The organism is Streptomyces asoensis (genome assembly GCF_016860545.1).
GTDB lineage: Bacteria > Actinomycetota > Actinomycetes > Streptomycetales > Streptomycetaceae > Streptomyces > Streptomyces asoensis.
In genome coordinates this window covers 622652-639564 of the sequence record NZ_BNEB01000005.1, presented here as the reverse complement: position 1 = coordinate 639564, position 16913 = coordinate 622652, and the positions used below count along the sequence as shown (strand labels likewise).

The 16913-nt window shown below is 72.8% G+C and carries 15 protein-coding genes, 1 pseudogene and 1 riboswitch; of the genes and pseudogenes, 5 read left to right on the top strand and 11 right to left on the bottom strand.

What is annotated here, in order from left to right; all coding sequences use genetic code 11:
* Nucleotides 1-33 precede the first annotated feature (33 nt).
* The 8 genes and pseudogenes from Saso_RS25945 to Saso_RS25915 form a co-directional block, all read right to left on the bottom strand.
* Nucleotides 34-1107 (bottom strand): LLM class flavin-dependent oxidoreductase, encoded by a 1074-nt coding sequence (locus Saso_RS25945; RefSeq protein WP_189924882.1) that lies wholly within the window; start codon nt 1105-1107, stop codon nt 34-36.
* Between the two features lie 47 nt (nt 1108-1154).
* Nucleotides 1155-1978, bottom strand: a pseudogene (locus Saso_RS25940) (DUF1684 domain-containing protein).
* Nucleotides 1975-3897, bottom strand: a complete 1923-nt coding sequence (locus Saso_RS25935) for an ABC transporter ATP-binding protein (protein ID WP_372442492.1) — start codon at nt 3895-3897, stop codon at nt 1975-1977. The pseudogene Saso_RS25940 and the gene Saso_RS25935 overlap by 4 nt, the downstream one beginning before the upstream one ends.
* Nucleotides 3879-4868, bottom strand: coding sequence for an ABC transporter permease (locus tag Saso_RS25930; RefSeq protein WP_229901398.1), 990 nt, complete (start codon nt 4866-4868; stop codon nt 3879-3881). The genes Saso_RS25935 and Saso_RS25930 overlap by 19 nt, the downstream gene beginning before the upstream one ends.
* Complete coding sequence (locus Saso_RS25925) at nt 4865-5824, bottom strand: ABC transporter permease (protein ID WP_189924883.1); 960 nt, start codon at nt 5822-5824, stop codon at nt 4865-4867. Before Saso_RS25925 ends, Saso_RS25930 begins: the two co-directional genes overlap by 4 nt.
* A gap of 8 nt (nt 5825-5832) precedes the next feature.
* Nucleotides 5833-7455, bottom strand: a complete 1623-nt coding sequence (locus Saso_RS25920) for an ABC transporter substrate-binding protein (protein WP_189924884.1) — start codon at nt 7453-7455, stop codon at nt 5833-5835.
* A gap of 202 nt (nt 7456-7657) precedes the next feature.
* Nucleotides 7658-7774: a putative leader peptide gene (locus Saso_RS39105; RefSeq protein ID WP_351004746.1), complete on the bottom strand. Its 117-nt coding sequence runs from the start codon at nt 7772-7774 to the stop codon at nt 7658-7660.
* A 33-nt stretch (nt 7775-7807) separates the two neighbouring features.
* Nucleotides 7808-7917: riboswitch (SAM riboswitch) on the bottom strand.
* Nucleotides 7918-8059: 142 nt separating this feature from the next.
* The gene (locus Saso_RS25915; protein WP_189924885.1) at nt 8060-8875 is read right to left on the bottom strand and encodes an SAM-dependent methyltransferase; all 816 of its coding nucleotides are present in this window, start codon (nt 8873-8875) and stop codon (nt 8060-8062) included.
* Between the two features lie 270 nt (nt 8876-9145).
* Here Saso_RS25915 and gdhA point away from each other — a divergent pair, with 270 nt between their 5' ends.
* Nucleotides 9146-10492 carry an NADP-specific glutamate dehydrogenase gene (gene gdhA, locus Saso_RS25910; RefSeq protein WP_189924886.1) on the top strand — a complete coding sequence of 449 codons (1347 nt, stop codon included), beginning with the start codon at nt 9146-9148 and terminating at the stop codon, nt 10490-10492.
* 72 nt (nt 10493-10564) lie between these two features.
* On the opposite strand, the gene Saso_RS25905 is transcribed toward gdhA, so the two are convergent.
* Nucleotides 10565-10990 (bottom strand): hypothetical protein, encoded by a 426-nt coding sequence (locus tag Saso_RS25905; protein WP_189924887.1) that lies wholly within the window; start codon nt 10988-10990, stop codon nt 10565-10567.
* A gap of 216 nt (nt 10991-11206) precedes the next feature.
* Here Saso_RS25905 and Saso_RS25900 point away from each other — a divergent pair, with 216 nt between their 5' ends.
* Together Saso_RS25900 and Saso_RS25895 are read left to right on the top strand one after the other, a co-directional pair.
* The gene (locus tag Saso_RS25900; protein WP_189924888.1) at nt 11207-12874 is read left to right on the top strand and encodes a serine/threonine-protein kinase; all 1668 of its coding nucleotides are present in this window, start codon (nt 11207-11209) and stop codon (nt 12872-12874) included.
* Nucleotides 12871-13602: a hypothetical protein gene (locus Saso_RS25895; RefSeq protein ID WP_189924890.1), complete on the top strand. Its 732-nt coding sequence runs from the start codon at nt 12871-12873 to the stop codon at nt 13600-13602. Before Saso_RS25900 ends, Saso_RS25895 begins: the two co-directional genes overlap by 4 nt.
* Nucleotides 13603-13667: 65 nt before the next feature.
* Here Saso_RS25895 and Saso_RS25890 read toward each other — a convergent pair whose 3' ends face one another.
* Nucleotides 13668-15128, bottom strand: a complete 1461-nt coding sequence (locus Saso_RS25890; protein ID WP_229901399.1) for a PP2C family protein-serine/threonine phosphatase — start codon at nt 15126-15128, stop codon at nt 13668-13670.
* Nucleotides 15129-15246: 118 nt separating this feature from the next.
* Here Saso_RS25890 and Saso_RS25885 point away from each other — a divergent pair, with 118 nt between their 5' ends.
* The gene (locus tag Saso_RS25885) at nt 15247-15798 is read left to right on the top strand and encodes a YciI family protein (RefSeq protein ID WP_189924892.1); all 552 of its coding nucleotides are present in this window, start codon (nt 15247-15249) and stop codon (nt 15796-15798) included.
* Nucleotides 15799-15845: 47 nt separating this feature from the next.
* Complete coding sequence (locus tag Saso_RS25880) at nt 15846-16271, top strand: VOC family protein (RefSeq protein WP_189924894.1); 426 nt, start codon at nt 15846-15848, stop codon at nt 16269-16271.
* A gap of 103 nt (nt 16272-16374) precedes the next feature.
* Here Saso_RS25880 and Saso_RS25875 read toward each other — a convergent pair whose 3' ends face one another.
* Complete coding sequence (locus Saso_RS25875) at nt 16375-16710, bottom strand: antibiotic biosynthesis monooxygenase family protein (protein ID WP_189924896.1); 336 nt, start codon at nt 16708-16710, stop codon at nt 16375-16377.
* Between the last annotated feature and the right edge of the window lie 203 nt (nt 16711-16913).

Below are 16913 nucleotides of genomic sequence, written 5' to 3'. Positions count from 1 at the left end.
TCCCGTTCACCGGCCCGTCCCGCGCACCCGCGCTCACCGGCCCGTCCCGCCCGCGCCCCCGGCGGCGACCGGCCGTGCGGCCCCGGTGTCCGCTCCGGCGGGGCGCCAGCCCAGCTCCGGCGCGATCAGGTGCCGCACATCGTGCAGGATCTGCTCGTAGTCGGCCCGGTGGAACTCGTACGGCAGCTCCAGCCGCAGTTCCGACACGGCCCCGACCACGGGATCCGCGGCCAGCCGCTCCAGGATCTGCTCCGCGGTCCCGACCAGGTCGGGGGCGAACAGGGTCCGGCCGGCGCCCTGCGGGCCCAGCGTGCGCGCGTGCCGGGCCGCCGCGTACTCCCGGTAGCGGGCGCGGGTGGCGGCGTCGGCGCTGTCGAAGGGCACGACGACCCGCCCGAGCCCGATCCGCGCCGGACGCCCGGCGGGGACCGTGCGCCGGTACTCCGAGACCAGGGCGAGCTGGGCGGTGGAGAAGTCGTCGGTGCCCTCACCGGTGACGATGTTGCCGGTGAGCAGGTTCAGCCCCTGCCCGGCGGCCCACCGGATCGAGCGCAGACTGCCGCCCCCGTACCAGGCCCGGTCCAGCAGCCCCGGGTCGTGCGGCTGCAACCGGGGGCGCTGGACGTTGCCCGGCGAGCGGATCACCGTGTCCGGACCCCCGAGGTAGTCCCCGCGCAGGTTGTCGATGACCCGGGCGATCCTGCCGTACGACAGGTCGAAGTCGCGCCAGTCACCGTCGTACACCAGGTCGCCGAGGAGTTCGGCGTGCGGCATGCCGGTGCTGAACCCGGCCTGGAGCCGCCCCCGGGACAGGACGTCGGCCAGCGCCAGGTCCTCGGCCAGCCGGAACGGGCTCTCGTACCCGATCGGGATGACCGCGGTGCCCAGCTCGACCCGCTCGGTGCGCTGACCCGCCGCGGCGAGGAACACCGCGGCCGAGCCCACGCCGTGCTCCAGATGGCGCTGGCGGATCCATGCACCGTCGAAGCCGGTCCGTTCGCCGTACTCGAACAGCTGGAGCGTCTCTTCGAGACCGGTGTACGGATCGTCGTCGGCGAAGTTGCCGGGCGTGAGAAAGGCCAGCGAGGTGATGGTGGGGATGCTCATGCGGTGCTCGTCCTCAGGGTCGGGGTCGGCTCATCGGCGCACGGTGGTCACGACCCGCCGCGCTCGCGGGGGATCCGCTCGCCCGCCTCGACCGGCACGGGCAGCCGGTTCTCCGCGGGCGGCAGCGGGCAGGTGGCCAGATCGGTGTACGCGCACGGCAGGTTGGTCGCCCGGTTGAAGTCGAGGACGACCGTGCCGTCGGCGGCGGGCGCGTCCAGCGCGAGGGCCCGGTTCGCCGCGTACGTGGTGACGCCCGAGGTCGCGTCGGTGAACAGCACCAGCAGACCGCCCGGCCCGTGACCGGGGAACGCGGTCAGCGCCAGGGGCTGTCCGGCCAGCTCGAACTCGACCCTGCCCGGAGCGTCGTACACGTGCTCCAGCCCCTCGACGGCCGCGCCCACCGTCGTCGGCCGGGGCTGGTCGAACGCCGTGTAACGGCCCGTCACCACCCATCGGGGATGCGGCTCGTAGGCCGGGGTGCCGTTGAAGGCGGTGCGCAGCGGCGCGTCCGGGTGCCGGGGCCGGACGATGTCCTGTCCGCCGCGCTTGGCCACCTCGACGACGGCATCGCCCCAGACGGCGTGATCCCGGAGCGCTCCGGGATCACGCCGAACCGGTGCTCGCCGCGGACGGCCACGCCGTCGATCACCAGTTCCTCGCCCTCGTCGAGGACCACGAGGACGCCGTCGGCGCCGGTCGACCACGCGCCCGGGGCGTCCGGGAAGCGCTCCGGACGCTCGCTCAGCCAGTGCAGGCCGGTGACCGCCAGGAACCCGTGCGGGTCCGCGAGCCGCTCCTCCTGCCCACGGTGCCATTCCCGCCAGTCGTCGGCGAAGGCGTCCAGATCGGTCGATGTGTCGTGCACGGTCATATGAGCTCCTCGGTTTCGGATGACGCGGCGGCCCCGGACGGCGCGTGGCGGCCGCCGGGGATCGCCGCGAGCAGTTCGCGGGTGTAGTCGTGGCGGGGACGGGTGAACAACTCCTCGGCGGTGCCCGTCTCGACGATGCGGCCGGACCGCATGACGGCGACCCGGTGGGCGATCTGGCGTACGACGGCCAGATCGTGCGAGATGAAGAGGTACGCCACCCCGGTGTCGGCCTGGAGTTCGGCGAGCAGGTCGAGGACCTGGGCCTGGACGGACACGTCGAGCGCCGACACGGGCTCGTCGCACACCACCAGGTCCGGCGAGAGCGCGAGGGCGCGCGCGATGGCGACCCGCTGCCGCTGCCCGCCGGAGAGTTCGGCCGGGCGACGGTCCAGGACGGAGGCGGGCAGCGCCACCTTGCCGAGCAGTTCCCGCGCCCGGGCGAGCCGCGAGGCTCGGTCGCCGACCCGGAACGCCCGCAGCGGCTCGGTGATCACCTCCCCGATGGAGAACCGGGGATCGAGCGAGGCGTACGGGTTCTGGTAGACGAGCTGGGCCCGCCGGCGCAGCTCCCGGGTCCGCGCCCCGCGGGCGGTCGTCACGTCGGCGCCGTCGAACAGGACGCTCCCGGCGCTCGGTTCGGCCAGCCGCAGGACCAGGCGCGCGGTGGTCGACTTCCCGGAGCCGGACTCCCCGACCAGGGCGAGCGTCCGGCCGCGGTGCAGGGTGAGGCTGACGTCGTCGACCGCGCGCAGGGTGCGGGCCCCGCCGCCGGCCGCGGGCAGCCGGAACTCCTTGACCAGGTTGCGGACCTCCACGAGCGGGGCCGTACCGGGAGCCGGCGTGTCCGCGGGGCCGGTGGGACCGGTGGGGCGCGGGCGGGCCGTGGCCAGGCTGGGCGCGGCGGCCAGCAGCCGCCGGGTGTACGCGTGCCGCGGGTTCTCCAGGACCTCCCGGGTGGGGCCTGCCTCCACGACCTGCCCCTCGGACATGACGACGATCCGCTGGGCGCGGTCGGCGGCCACCCCGAGATCGTGCGTCACCAGCAGGACGGCGGTGCCGGACTCCTCGGTGAGGTGCTGGAGGTGGTCGAGGATGACGCGCTGCACGGTGACGTCCAGGGCGCTCGTCGGCTCGTCGGCGATGATCAGCTCCGGACCGGCGGCGATCGCGACCGCGATCAGGGCCCGTTGGCGCATCCCGCCGGACAGCTCGTGCGGGTACTGCCGGGCGCGGACCGCGGCGTCGGGCAGTCCGGCCCGCTCCAGGACGGCGATCGCGGCCGCCGGTGCGGAGCGCCGGGTCGCCAGCCCGTGGATGCGCAGCACCTCGGCGACCTGCTCACCGACGCGTTTGACGGGGTTGAGCGACACCGTCGGGTCCTGGGGCACCAGCCCGATCCGCGCGCCGCGTACGGTACGCAGCTCGCGTTCGGACAGCGCGGTGAGATCGTGGCGGCCGAAGCTGACCGTACCGGCGTCGACGTGGGCATTGGCGGCCAGCAGCCGGGTGATCGCGTGCGCGGTCGTACTCTTCCCGGAACCCGACTCGCCCACCACCGCGGTGATCTGCCCCGGCCACACGTCGAGGTCGACGCCCCGCACCGCCCGCACGGTGCCGCCACGCGTGCGGTACGACACCGACAGATCCCGCACCTCCAGCAGCGGGTGCTCCTTCCCCACGGCCTCGCCGGGTGCGGGTGCCCCGGACGCGGGCCGGTCCGTGGCGTGCTCCCCGGACCCCGGCCGGGCTTCCCCGGGCGCATCGAGTACTGCCCGGTGGGGCGCGGGCGTGCCGGGCACCTGCCGGTCCTGCACGGTTTCGTCGGGCACCTGCTGCTCCGTCGTCTCGGGTCGGTCGGTCCCGGTCCGGTTCGCCGCGGGTCCGTTCGTCGCGGGGCCGGTCATCGCCGGCGCGACCATTCGCCGTCCAGCGCCCGGGCGACGCGGTTGGTGGCGAGGCCCGTCGCCGCGATCGCGAGGCCGGGCAGCACGGTGAGCCACCAGGCGTTGGCCAGGTAGTTGCGCCCGTCGGAGATCAGCGTGCCCCACTCCGGCGCGGGCGGCGGCGCCCCGTAGCCGAGGAAGCTCAGCGAGGACACGGCGAGGACGGCAGAGCCGAACTCGAGGGTCGCGAGCACGATCACCGGACCCGCCGCGTTGGGCAGCACGTGCCGGCCCAGTACCGAGTACCAGCGGGCGCCGCAGGACCGCGACGCCTCGACGAACACCGCCTGCCGCACCCGCAGCACCTCGGCGCGCGTCACCCGGGCGAAACCGGCGACGCTGGCGATGCCGACCGCGACCGCCACCTTCACCGTCCCGTAGCCCAGCGCGGTGACCAGGGCGAGGGACAGGAACAGCGACGGGATCGACAGCAGCACGTCGACGAAGCGCATCAGCACGTCCTCGACCCAGCGCCCCACGAACCCGGCGACCAGACCGATGATCCCGCCGACCACGAATGCGAAGCCCACCGCGATGAGGGTCGCCTTCAGCGAGAGCTGCGCACCGTGCACGACCCGTGAGAAGACGTCACGGCCCAGCTCGTCGGTGCCGAACCAGTGCCCGCCGCCCGGGCCGCGGAAGTTCTCCGAGGGCACCCCGTGCAGGGGGTCCAGCGAGGTGAACAGACCGGGCCGGAACGCGGCCAGCACCACGAGCGCCAGCACCAGGACCGAGAGCAGCAGTCCGGGCCGGGCCAGCAGGAAGCGCAGGACCTGCTGCGCTCCGGCGCCGCGTCCGGCGACCCCGCCGGGGCTCGGATCGGTGACGGGATCCACCGGCCGCAGCGGGCCGGCCGCGGCCTCGGCCCCGGCGGTCGTGGCGGCTCCGGCCGCCCGTGCCGCCTCGGTGTCCGTGGCTGCGGAACCGTCGGCGAGACTCCGGCTCATGCGAGACGCACCTTCCTGCCCGGGGCCACCACGATCCGCGGGTCGAGCAACGGGTAGACGAGATCGACGACCAGGTTGGCCGCCACGAAGATCAGCGCGCCGAACACCACGACCCCCTGGACGAGCGGGATGTCCTGCACCGTGACCGCGGCGGCGGTGACCCGGCCCAGGCCGTCGCGCGAGAACACCGTCTCGACGACGACCGAACCGGCGATCAGCTGGCCCGCCAGCAGTCCGACGACCGTCAGGGCGGGCAGGGAGGCGTTGCGCAGCGCGTGCCGCAGATGGATCCGCAGCCGCCCGGCGCCCTTGGCGCGGGCGGTCTCGACGTAGGCCTGGTCGAGCGCCGTGAACAGGCTCTTGGCCAGGACCTGTGCGACCAGGGCGCCGGTCGGGATCGCGAGGGTCACGGCCGGCAGCACCAGGCCGCGCGGTCCGTCGTTGCCGAACGCGGGGAACAGGCGCGTCCGGAAGGAGAAGAGCTCGACGAGCACCAGCCCGACCCAGAAGGTCGGTACGGACACGCCCAGCGGCGGCAACGACAGCAGCAGTTGCCGCAGCCACCGCCGGCCGGTGTACGTCGCCGCCACCGCCAGTCCGCCGCCGAGGAGCACCGCGAGCAGCAGCGCGGCGCCGGTCAGCTGGAGTGTCTGCGGCAGCGCGTCGGCCAGGGTCGACGTCACCGGCCGGCCGGTGGACACCGAGTCGCCGAAGTCGCCGCGCACCGCTCTGCCGAGGTGGTCGGCGTACTGCGCGAGCACCGGCTTGTCGAAGCCGTACGCGTGCCGCAGGGCCGCGAGCCGGGCGGGATCGACCTGGCCGGTGTCGGCGCCGGCCCCGGCCATCGCGGAGACGGGATCACCGGGCAGGAAGTCCAGCACGAGGAAGGAGACGGTGTAGGCCGCCCACAGCACCCCGAGTGCTTGTGCGAGTCGTTTGGCCACGTAGAGACGCATGCCGGCCGCTATCCGATCCAGGTGTCGTGCAGCTGGACCCGGCTGGAGGCGTCGAAGGCGAGGTCGTGCACCTTCTTCGCCATACCCAGCTGCGTCTGGAGCTCCACCACGGGTACGACGTAGGCGTTCTGCACGATCAACGTCTGCGCCTGGGCGACCAGTTGCTTGCGCCGGGCCGCGTCGGTCGTCGCGGCCTGCCGGGTCAGCACGGTGTCCAGCGGACCGGCGGGCAGGTGGTAGAAGTCGGCCAGCAGGGTCGAGTAGGAGCTGCGCAGGATGTCCGGGTCGGCGCGGGTCACGTTGCCCCACACCGCGTCGAAGTCGCCCGACTGCAAGGTCGGGGAGAACTGGGTGATCTGGAGCTGCTTGAGCACCACGTCGATGCCGACGGCCTTGAGCTGCTGCTGGACGAGCTCCAGCGCGGGCTGGTTGGTGGCGGCGTTGGCGAACCACTTGACGGTCAGGCTCAGCTTCTTGCCGTCCTTGACGCGGACGCCGTCGCCGTTCGTCCTCCAACCCGCCGAGTCCAGCAGGGACTTCGCCTTGGCCTCGTCGAACGCCAGATCCTTGCCGAGGTCGGTGTAGTCCGGTGTGGTGTGCGCCAGGATGCTGGTCGCCGGGCGGGTGCCGGTCGGGAAGACGGCGTCGACGATCTGCTGCCGGTCGACGGCGGCCAGGATCGCCTGACGCACCTTCGTGTCCTTCAGCAGCGGCCGGGAGTTGTTGAGGCCGAGGTTGAACACGACGCCCGGGTTGGCCCGTTGCTGCAATGCGACCGTACCGCCTTGCAGAGCGGCCTCGTTGGCCTTGCCGACGCTGCCGATCGCGTCCACCTGGCCGGACTGGAGGCTGCCGCTGCGCACGCCCGCCTCGGGCACCACCTTGAACACCAGCTTGTCCAGGTAGGCCTCGCCCTTCTTGGTCCACAGCGAGGAGCCCCAGGCGTACCCTGCGCGCTTGGCCAAGGTGATCGACCGGTTCTGCACATAGCCGTTCAGGACGAACGGCCCGGAACCGACGACGCCCTTGCTGCACTTGGTCTGCGGGCTCTGCTTGGCGCTCGCCGACGACTCGATGCCGAGCGAGTGGGTCGCCGTGGCCTGGAGGAACTGGGCGTTGGGCTGCTTGAATCGGACCCGGACCGTCAGCGGGTCCACGGCGGTGGTGCTCTCCACGCCGCTCAGGTAGCCCTGGGCCAGTGTGCCGAGCGCGCCGAGTTCCGGGACGGCGTCGAAGTTGTCCTTCACCACGTGTGCGGTCAGCGCGCTGCCGTCACTGAAGGTCACCCCGGATCTCAGGTGGAACGTGAACGTCGTGGCGTCCGCGCTGACCTCCCAGCTCTTGGCGAGCCACGGCACGATCCTGCCCGTCTTCGGGTCCTGGTCGGTCAGCGAGTCGACGACCTGGCGCAGGGAGTAGATGGTGTCGTTGCTGCCCACCTGCTGCGGGTCCGCGCAGCCGGCGTCGGAGCTCACCGCGAAGGTCAGGGTGCCGCCCGGCTTCGGGCGGCCGCCGTCGCCGGTGGAGGTGCCGCCGTCGGCGGACGAGCAGGCGCCGAGCAGCAGGCTGCCGCTCACCAGCGCGGCGAGCGCCGCCCAGCGGCGGGTACGGGAATCCGGATGCGCAATCACGGGATGGTTCTCCTACTCCAAGGTCACCGCGCACCTGCCGGGGCCGAGCCAGGGCATGGCGATGCGCGGACGGTGCCGGCCGGGCACGGGTGGCCACGGGCGGCACTGCTCAGAACTGTCCGGGGGAGGTGGTGTCGACGAATGCGCCGACGACGGCGTGACCGCGCGGTGGGCGGGGGTCAGCCGGTGGGGAAGGGCGTGATCAGCCCTGACACAGACAGCTGGCGGAACGCCGCAGATCGATGTGGCGACGGCGGGAGAAGCCGGAGAACGGTGCCGTGGTGGTGATCGGGGCAGTCAGGTCGCCGCAGTGCCGCACGCTGCTCCTCCACCTCTCAGGCCCTCGAACGGGGCCACGCGCTTGCGGAGTCGGTGACTCCGCCGGGCTTTCACCTGGAGCACCCCACCGCGTGGGAGGGTTGCCGGTCAGCGAGCCAGGGCTTGACGCTGACACTCAATGCCGTTGCCGACCTTACGTAGTACTCACATTGTCCGTCAATATCGGCCCGAGGGCCGGAACGGGTCCGCCGCACCGGTCGTGACGGACCGGTGCGGCGGGACGGACATCAGGGCCCTTCGGCCGGGGCGGCGGCAGGGGCGCCGGTCACGGCTTGCGGGCGAGACCGCCGTGTTCGCCGATGACGTCCGGGGCGGGGGAGGTGCCTTCGGGCCGCCAGAGCGGGACCGACACGACCCCGGGGTCCAGGAGTTCCAGGCCGTCGAAGTACGCCGTGATCTCCTCGACGGTACGGAGGTTGTAGGGCACGGCGCCGCTCTCGTTGTAGGCGTCCTGCGCCGCCTCGAAGACCGGGTCGACGCCCCGCGAACCGTCGTTGACGGAGAGGTAGCTCCCGGACGGCAGCGCCGCCATCAGCGTGGTGACGATGGAGCGGGCCCGGTCGTGGTCGGCGATGTGGCCCAGGATGTTGCTCAGGATGAGAGCGGTGGGACGGCCGAGGTCCAGCGTGCCGGCGGCGGCCTCCAGGATGCGCTCGGGGTCCAGTACGTCGGCGTCCACGTACGAGGTCGCGCCCTCGGCGGTGGAGTAGAGGAGCGCGCGGGCGTGCGCCAGGACCATCGGGTCGTTGTCGACGTAGACGATCCGCGACGCGGGGGCGATCCGCTGGGCGACCTCGTGCGTGTTCTCGGCTGTCGGCAGGCCGGTACCGACGTCCAGGAACTGCCGGATGCCCGCCTCGGAGACCAGGTAGGTGATGTTGCGGCGCAGGAACGCACGGCTGCTGCGGGCGATGGTGACGATGCCGGGGAACACGGCCGTGTAGGCGTCGCCCGCCTGCTCGTCGACGGGGTAGTTGTCCTTCCCGCCGAGCCAGTAGTTCCAGATACGGGCCGAGTGCGGCACCGATGTGTCGATCTTCTGATGAGCCGCTGGTCCGGGCGAAGTCACATGGTCGGTCATGAGGGGCGTCCGTCTTTCAGCCGAGGCGTGAGCAGTTCGATCCACAACCTATGTCCCAACGGGCCTGTTACGTACACCCGTTCGCCTTTTCGTGTCCGGACCGTACGGGCTCCCGGCGCCGGACCCGCCCGGCGGGAGGCCCCGCGTTCCGGCATCTGTGTCCATCTTCACTGACACCGGGACTCCTGTCGTCCGTACTCGTTGTCAGAACACGGGCCAGGCACGCCGGACGAGGTGAGTGCCTGGCGGATCACAGGAGAGCAGGCGCGCATGAATCCCAGTGCTCACATCGAGGCCGTCTACGCACAGGTCTGCCGGCGCGATCCCGGGGAGACCGAGTTCCACCAGGCGGTGGGAGAGGTGCTGCACACGCTGGCGCCGGCCTTGCAGGCGCACCCCGAGTACGTCGACGCGTTGATCCCCGAGCGGATGTGCGAGCCCGAGCGGCAGCTGATGTTCCGGGTGCCGTGGGTGGACGACGCCGGGCGCGTGCAGGTCAACCGCGGCTACCGGGTCGAGTTCAGCAGCGCGCTCGGCCCCTACAAGGGCGGCCTGCGCTTCCACCCCAGCGTGAACCTCGGCATCGTGAAGTTCCTGGGCTTCGAGCAGATCTTCAAGAACGCCCTGACCGGGCTGGCCATCGGCGGCGGCAAGGGCGGCTCGGACTTCGACCCCAAGGGCCGCAGCGACCACGAGGTCATGCGCTTCTGCCAGGCCTTCATGACCGAGCTGTATCGGCATCTGGGCGAACACACCGACGTCCCCGCGGGCGACATCGGGGTGGGCGGGCGCGAGATCGGCTACCTCTTCGGCCAGTACAAGCGGATCACCAACCGCTTCGAGGCGGGCGTCCTGACCGGCAAGGGCCTCTCCTGGGGCGGCTCGCAGGCCCGCACCGAGGCCACCGGCTACGGCGCGGTGTACTTCGCGCAGGAGATGCTGGCCACGCGCGGGCAGGACTTCGACGGCCGCAAGGTCGTGGTCTCCGGCTCCGGGAACGTGGCGGTCTACGCGATCGAGAAGGTGCACGCGCTGGGCGGGACCGTCGTGGCCTGCTCCGACTCCTCCGGATACCTCGTCGACCCGGACGGCATCGACCTGGAGCTGCTCAAGGCGGTCAAGGAAGTACGCAGGGCCCGGCTGTCGGCCTACGCCGAGGCCAGGCCCACCGCACGGTTCTCGGACCGGGGCTCGGTCTTCGAGGTGCCCTGCGACATCGCCCTGCCGTGCGCCACGCAGAACGAACTCGGCGGACAGGAGGCGGGCGTCCTGGTGAAGAACGGCGTCCTCGCGATCGCCGAGGGCGCCAACATGCCGTGCACCCCGGAGGCGATCGAGGTCTTCCGGGAGGCGGGCGTCCTGTTCGGCCCCGGCAAGGCTGCCAACGCGGGCGGTGTGGCCACCTCCGCGCTGGAGATGCAGCAGAACGCCTCTCGCGACGTGTGGACCTTCGAGCAGACCGAGACCCGGCTGGCCACCGTCATGCGGAGCGTGCACGCCCAGTGCCGCGCCACCGCCGAGACCTACGCGGGCACCCCGGACGACTACGTCCTGGGCGCCAACATCGCGGGCTTCCTGCGGGTGGCGGAGGCGATGACGGCGCAGGGGGTCGTCTGACACCACGGCCGCGCGGGCCGCGCCGCCCACAAGGGCACGCGGCCCGCACGCCGGGTCGAAAACCGGCCGCGTCTACGCGGTGCCGGTCGCGGTGGCGACGTCCTGCGGCGTCCCCACGGCCCCGTTCTGGTGCCAGACCTTGACCGTCACCTTGTGACCCTCGGGGATGTTGACCCCGGCCCCACCCTTCGCGCAGGAGCCGGCGCCGCCCGTGGCGTCCAGGTAGTCGGTCTCGGTGCTGCCGTTGTCGTTGACGAAGGTGATGGACATCTTGGCGCGGTCACCGTCGGCGTAACGGTCGCACACCTTCCAGTCGTCCCCGTCGGAGATGAAGAAGGCTTCAGCCGCTTCGTACGCACAGGCGACATGGGTACAGACATATGAACTGACGCGAACGTCCGTACCGGCGGACGAAGGCGCCGCCGAGAGGGCGACGGCCGCGGCGGCCGTAATGCCGACGGTGGCCAGATTCCGCATGATCGACGTGCGATTTACCATTTGTATCCTTATGTCCGAAGAGCTGAATAGATCAAGATCCTAAAGCTTGCTCGTGGGGAGGGAAAGGGATTAAAAAAAGAGCCGCTTTACGCGGTAAATATCCGGCTTTACCGGCGCCCGACCGCAACCGCGGTGGCCGGAAATGTGTCTCCCCCTGCGTGGTGCGAGGTCCCGGAGGGGCGGGAGACGGACCGCACGACCGCCTTGGGGGGTGGAATGGACACATGGGCAGTGCCCGGATACGCCGAGTCCCTGGAGCTCGGGGCCGGAGCCGGCGGGCGCGTCGTGCTGGCCGTGCACGAGGAGACGGGCGTGCCGGTCGCGGTCAAGTACCTCAGCGAGTCGCTGCGTACCAGACCGGGCTTCGTGCGCGGGTTCCGGGCGGAGGCACGACTCCTGGGCGGACTGGAGAGCCCGTACGTCGCCGGTCTGTACGAGTACGTGGAGAGTCCGGACGGCGCCGCCATCGTGATGGAGCTGGTGGACGGTGTCTCCTTGCGGACCCTGCTGACCAGGGCGGCCCCGTTCGAACCCGAGGCCGCGCTCGTGGTCCTCAAGGGATCGCTGCTCGGTCTGGCCGACGCGCACCGTGTCGGCGTCGTCCACCGCGACTACAAACCGGAGAACGTCCTGGTCGTGCCGGACGGTTCGTCCCGGCTCGTCGACTTCGGCATCGCGGTGGACGTCGGCGCCGGCGCCGGCGCCGCGGGGACACCCTCCTACATGGCGCCGGAGCAGTGGACCGGCGCACCCGCCTCTCCCGCCGCCGACGTGTACGCGGCCACGGCCACGTTCTTCGAATGCCTGACGAGCCACCGGCCCTACACGGGTGACAACCTCGCCGAACTCGCCCTTCAGCACATCGACGCGCCCGTCCCCGTCGGCGAGGTCCCCGAGGCCGTGCGGGAGCTGGTGCGGCGGGGCCTCGCCAAGGACCCGGCGGAACGTCCCGGACACGCCGAGGAGTTCGTCACGGAGCTGGAGGCGGCCGCCGGCGCCGCCTACGGCCCCGACTGGGAGGAACGCGGCCGCGGCCGGCTCGCCGCGGTGGTGGCCCTGCTCCCGCTGCTGCTGCCCTCGGCCCGCAGCGCCCCGCAGACCACCACCGACACCGCCCGCACCGTCCTGCGCCGGCCGCCGCGCCCCGGCCGGGTGCAGCGGTGGCTGCCCGGCCGGACGGGGATGCTCGTGTCCGGTGCGGCCCTCGTGCTGGGCGTCCTGCTGTCCTACGGCCTCCAGCCCGGCCCGGGAGCTGCCGCGCAACAGGCGGCGCAGGCCCTGGCCACCACCAGCGCCCGACCCGCCGCGGACCCCGTAGAGCCCACCGCTCCTGCCGCGTCGGCCTCGGCCTCCTCCTCCGCGTCCACGTCGGCCGGCCCTTCCCCCGCCCTTTCGGCCCCGGGCACGCCGACCGCGGGTACCGGCGCCCCCTCGGAGTCCACGAGCGCGACCGCGGCCGGGGAACCGACCACGCCCGGCGAGCCGACCGCGGAGGCGACGCCGACCACCGGGGCGACGCCGACGACGGCGTCCCCCACCGCGTCGGAGCCGTCCGCTCCCGCCGTCAAGGACGTCACCGTGACGGGCCTGCGGCAGACGGGTCCGACGACCGCCACGGCGACCGTCGACGTCACCACGGACGGAACCGGCCCGCTCACCATCACGGTCGCCTGGTTCACCGGTGACAGCGCACGAGGGCTCGGCACCGCGGACGGCGCGCCCCAGACCTTCCGGCGCAGCGGGGCCACCCGGTACACCCTCACGGCCGACCACACCTTCCAGAACCAGGGCTGCTACTGGACGGTGCGGGTCACGACCACCCCCGCCTCCAGCGACGGCGGCGCCTCGCAGCAGCTCGTGACCAGGCAGTGTGAGATCCGATGACCGCTCCGAACGACCGCGCCCCCGCGTCCGCCGAGAACGACGAGCCCACCCGGGCGCTCGCCCCGGTCGGCGATCGCGCCCCGGCCGACAAGCCCGCCCCGGCCGGCGAACACGGCTCCGCCGACGCCGAGTACAGCGCCACCGTGCTGGCCAGTCACTGGATCCAGCGGCCCGAGCCGCAAGCCACCCTCGTCGGGCCCCCCACCACAAGGAACCTGCCGGATCCGGCGCCGGATCGGGTCGAGGGCACCGTGCTGCGCTTCGGCCCGGGCGTGAGCGCCGCCGTCGCGCAGCGCACCCACCGGACACTGCCCGCCGTGCCGAGGCCCGCCGCACCCTCGCGGGTGCGCAGGCACGCCCTGCCGGTCCTGGTGATCGTCCTGGTTGTCGCATTCCTCGCCTGGCAGCGTCTCGGGCCGCCCGTGGCGGTGCGCTCGGTGGACGTCGCGGCCCGGCCCACGGCCGTGGGGTGCGACGGCACCGCGGACATCGTCGGCGTCGTCACCACGGACGGCCGTCCGGGCACCCTCTCCTACCGCTGGACCCGCAGCGACGGCACCGCCTCCGGCGTCCTGCGGGAAGTGGTGGTCCGGGGCCAGCGGCAGGCACGTCTGCACCTGCTGTGGACCTTCCAGGGCAAGGGCCACTACGCGGCCCGGGCCCAGCTCCACCTCGTCTCGCCCCTCGACCGCACCACCACCGGCCACCTCGCCTACGACTGCCCCTGACCGAACGTCACCGGAGCGGGCGGAAGCCCCCGCGGTCGGTCGGTCGGGCCGCCCCGGCCGACGGCTCAGCCGCCCGCCGGGGTCAGTTCGGCCAGGAGGAGGGTGCGGTCGTCGGAGGCGGGGGTGCCGGTCGGGGAGTGCAGGAGGCGGTGGCACAGGGACGGCAGGGCGTCGGGGCCGTCGCCGAGCACGGGCCCGACGGCCGCCGCCGCGTCCACGGTGCGCGCCAGGCGGGTGATCTCCTGGTCGATGTCGGCGTCGCGGGACTCGACCAGGCCGTCGCTGTAGAGCACCAGCAGGGCCGGATCGGGGACGCTCAGCACGGTCTCCTCGTAGCTGCCCGCGCCGAGCCCGAGGGGCAGGCCGGCCCCGGTCAGGGTGACCGGGGCCGTGCGGCCGTCGGGGCCGCGCAGCAGCGGGGGCGGGTGGCCCGCGCCGACCAGGGTGCAGGTGCGGCGCCGGGCGTCCCACTCGGCGTAGATGCAGGTCGCGAAGGACACGCCGGGGGAGTCCCCGGCGAGGGCGTCGAGCCGTCCTATGAGATCGGCCGCGGAGATGTCGAGCCCCGCCAGGGTGCGGACGGCGGTGCGCAGCTGGATCATCGCGACGGCCGACTCCGGCCCGTGCCCCATGGCGTCCCCGACGATCAGGCTGACCCGGTCGCCCGGCCGCTTCAGCACGTCCGACCAGTCGCCGCCGACGAGGTTGCCCTGCCCGGCGGGCAGACAGCCGTGGGCCGTCCGGCAGCCAGCGAACTCCTGGGCGGTGCCGGGCGGCAGGCTGTTGCGGATGGCCAGCGAGGTCCGCCGCTCGCGCTCGTACTGGCGTCCGTTGTCGAGGGCGACGGCGGCCCGCGCGGCCAGCGCCTCCACGGCGGCCACGTCCGAAGGCGCGAAGGGCGCGCGCCCCGGCCCCCGGGTGCAGGTGACGAAGCCGACCGGCACGTCCCGCAACCGCAGCGGCACGACGAGGAAGGACGCCACGCTCAGCAGGTCGCCGAGGCGCGCCTCGCCGTCGCCGGAGGCGATCAACCGGTCGGAGGTGTACGGGTCCACGGCGTCGAGCACCTGCGCCTGGCCGGCGGCGAGGGCGCGGGCGTACGGCGTCTCGCGCGGGAAGGCGATCACCTCGCCGACGGGCAGCACGCCCTCCCAGTCCTCCAGCGCCCCCGGTCCGACGCGCAGCGCCATCCGGCGCGCCTCGATCCCCGACACCCCGGCGGACGGATGGGCGCTCTCCTCGACGCGCCACCGCTCCAGCAGGTAGACGGCGGCGGCGTCGCAGAATCCGGGGGTCAGCGCGTGGACGATGTGGCTGCCGGTCATGCGCAGGTCGAGTTCGGAGCCGATGACGTCGGCCGCGGGGGAGAACGCCGACCGGCGGGGCGAGGGCAGGGCGGCGGAGGCGTCGTCGATGCGGCTGCGTGATTCGTTCCGCAGGGTCGTGCCTTTCCGGTGGGGTCGGGCCGCGCGGCGGGGGACAGGGGAGCACCGCGAGCCGTCCGCAACTATATGATGACGCGTCAAGTTGATGTTCCTGGAACGGTGTTGACACATTCGGTGCCCGGATCCGCAGCGAACGCGGGCGATCACGCGGCGGCAAACCTGTTGAGTCGGCGGGGCGACTCGGCGATGGTCTGTGACCATGGAGTTCTTCTGCTATCACCGTGACCGGTCAGGTTCCGGCGCGCTGCGCGACGAGCTGATCGAGGAGCACTGGTCCTACATGGACCGGTACGCGGCGGAGATGATCGCCCGGGGTCCGACGTTCGCCGCCGACGGTGTCACCGCCAGCGGCAGCGTGCACATCGTCGACCTCCCGGATCCCGCCGCCGCCCGCGCGTTCGCGTTCGACGAGCCGAACTACCAGGCCGGTGTGTACCGGGACGTGCTGGTGCGCAGATGGCGCAACCTGCTGGGGCGCACCATGTGGGAGTTCCCCGGCGGCCGCACCGGCGGGGACCGCTACCTGGTCCTCGGTCTGGGTCCGGAGCGGGACGCCCGTCCCGCCGTACCGTCCGACCGCGGCGAGCTGATCGCCTACGGCCCGCTGCTGTCCGACGACGGTGTCACCTCGGTGGGGACGGCGGTGCTGCTCAGAGCCCCGGACCCGGACGCGGCACGGGCCGTCCTGTCCCCGCACGCCTACGCGGACGTGGAGGTCCACGACTGGCAGTTCGGCGGACGGCCCACGTGAGCCCGCCGCGACCGGCTTCGGGGGCCGGCCTGCGGGAAAGCGGAGGTATGAACGCGGACGACAGGAACATGCTGGCCCGGGGGCGCGTGGCGACCCGGCTGCCCGCCCAGGACCTGGAGCGGGCGCGGCGTTTCTACGCCGAGCGGCTCGGTCTGGAGCCCGTCGACGAACGTCCCGGCGGGTTGCTGTACCGGTGCGGAGGAACGGAGTTCGCCCTGTTCGCGTCGGCGGGCTCCGCACCCGGCTCGTTCACCCAGATGGGATGGGAGGTCGGCGACGTCGAGGCCGTCGTGGCCGAGCTCAGGAGCCGGGGCGTGGTGTTCGAGGAGGTCGACGCTCCGGGGCTCGTCACGAAGGACGGGATCGCGGAGGTCGCCGGGAACTACCCGAGCAAGGGTGCGCGCGGGGAGCGCGCGGCCTGGTTCCGGGACAGCGAGGGGAACCTCCTCGGTATCGGCGAGCCGGTCGGGTGAGAGCCGCCGGCGGCGGGGACCCGCCTCCGGTCATCGGAGGGGGCGGGTCCACGCCGCCGGCGACGAGGGGCCGGCTGCACTCGCCGGGCAGGACCGGCCGGGTTCACTCGCCCCCGGGCGCCGTCTGCTGCACCACCTCGAAGGACCACAGGGTGGAGCCCGTGGCCGCGGGCTTGGGACGCTCACCCGCGGGGCCGCCCTCGCCGCCGCCCTGGTGCGCCGCCTTCATGGGGCCCTCCAGCCAGGCCCGGAACGACTCCTCGTCACGCCAGCGGGTGTAGACGAGGTAGGTGTCGGTGCCCTCGACCGGGCGGAGGAGTTCGAACCACTCGAAGCCGTCGGAGTTCTCCACGGCGTGCGCCCGTGCGGCGAACCGCTTCTCGAGGGTCTCCCGCTGCTCCGCCGGGACCGTCAGTACGTTGATCTTGACTACGCTCATGCGTCCATCCTGCCTCTTCGGAGCGGCGGCGGTCGGCACGCCCCGCAACTGGTCCATACCAGACTCTTGACAGGGTCATTACTCACTTCTTAAATCACGTAGTGAACTAAGGCCTCGTCAGGGCCGGTTCACACCCCCCACCCATGAGGCGCGGTCGGGCCGTCCGTCCTTCCGCGCCCACGGATGTCATGATCATGTCGTGA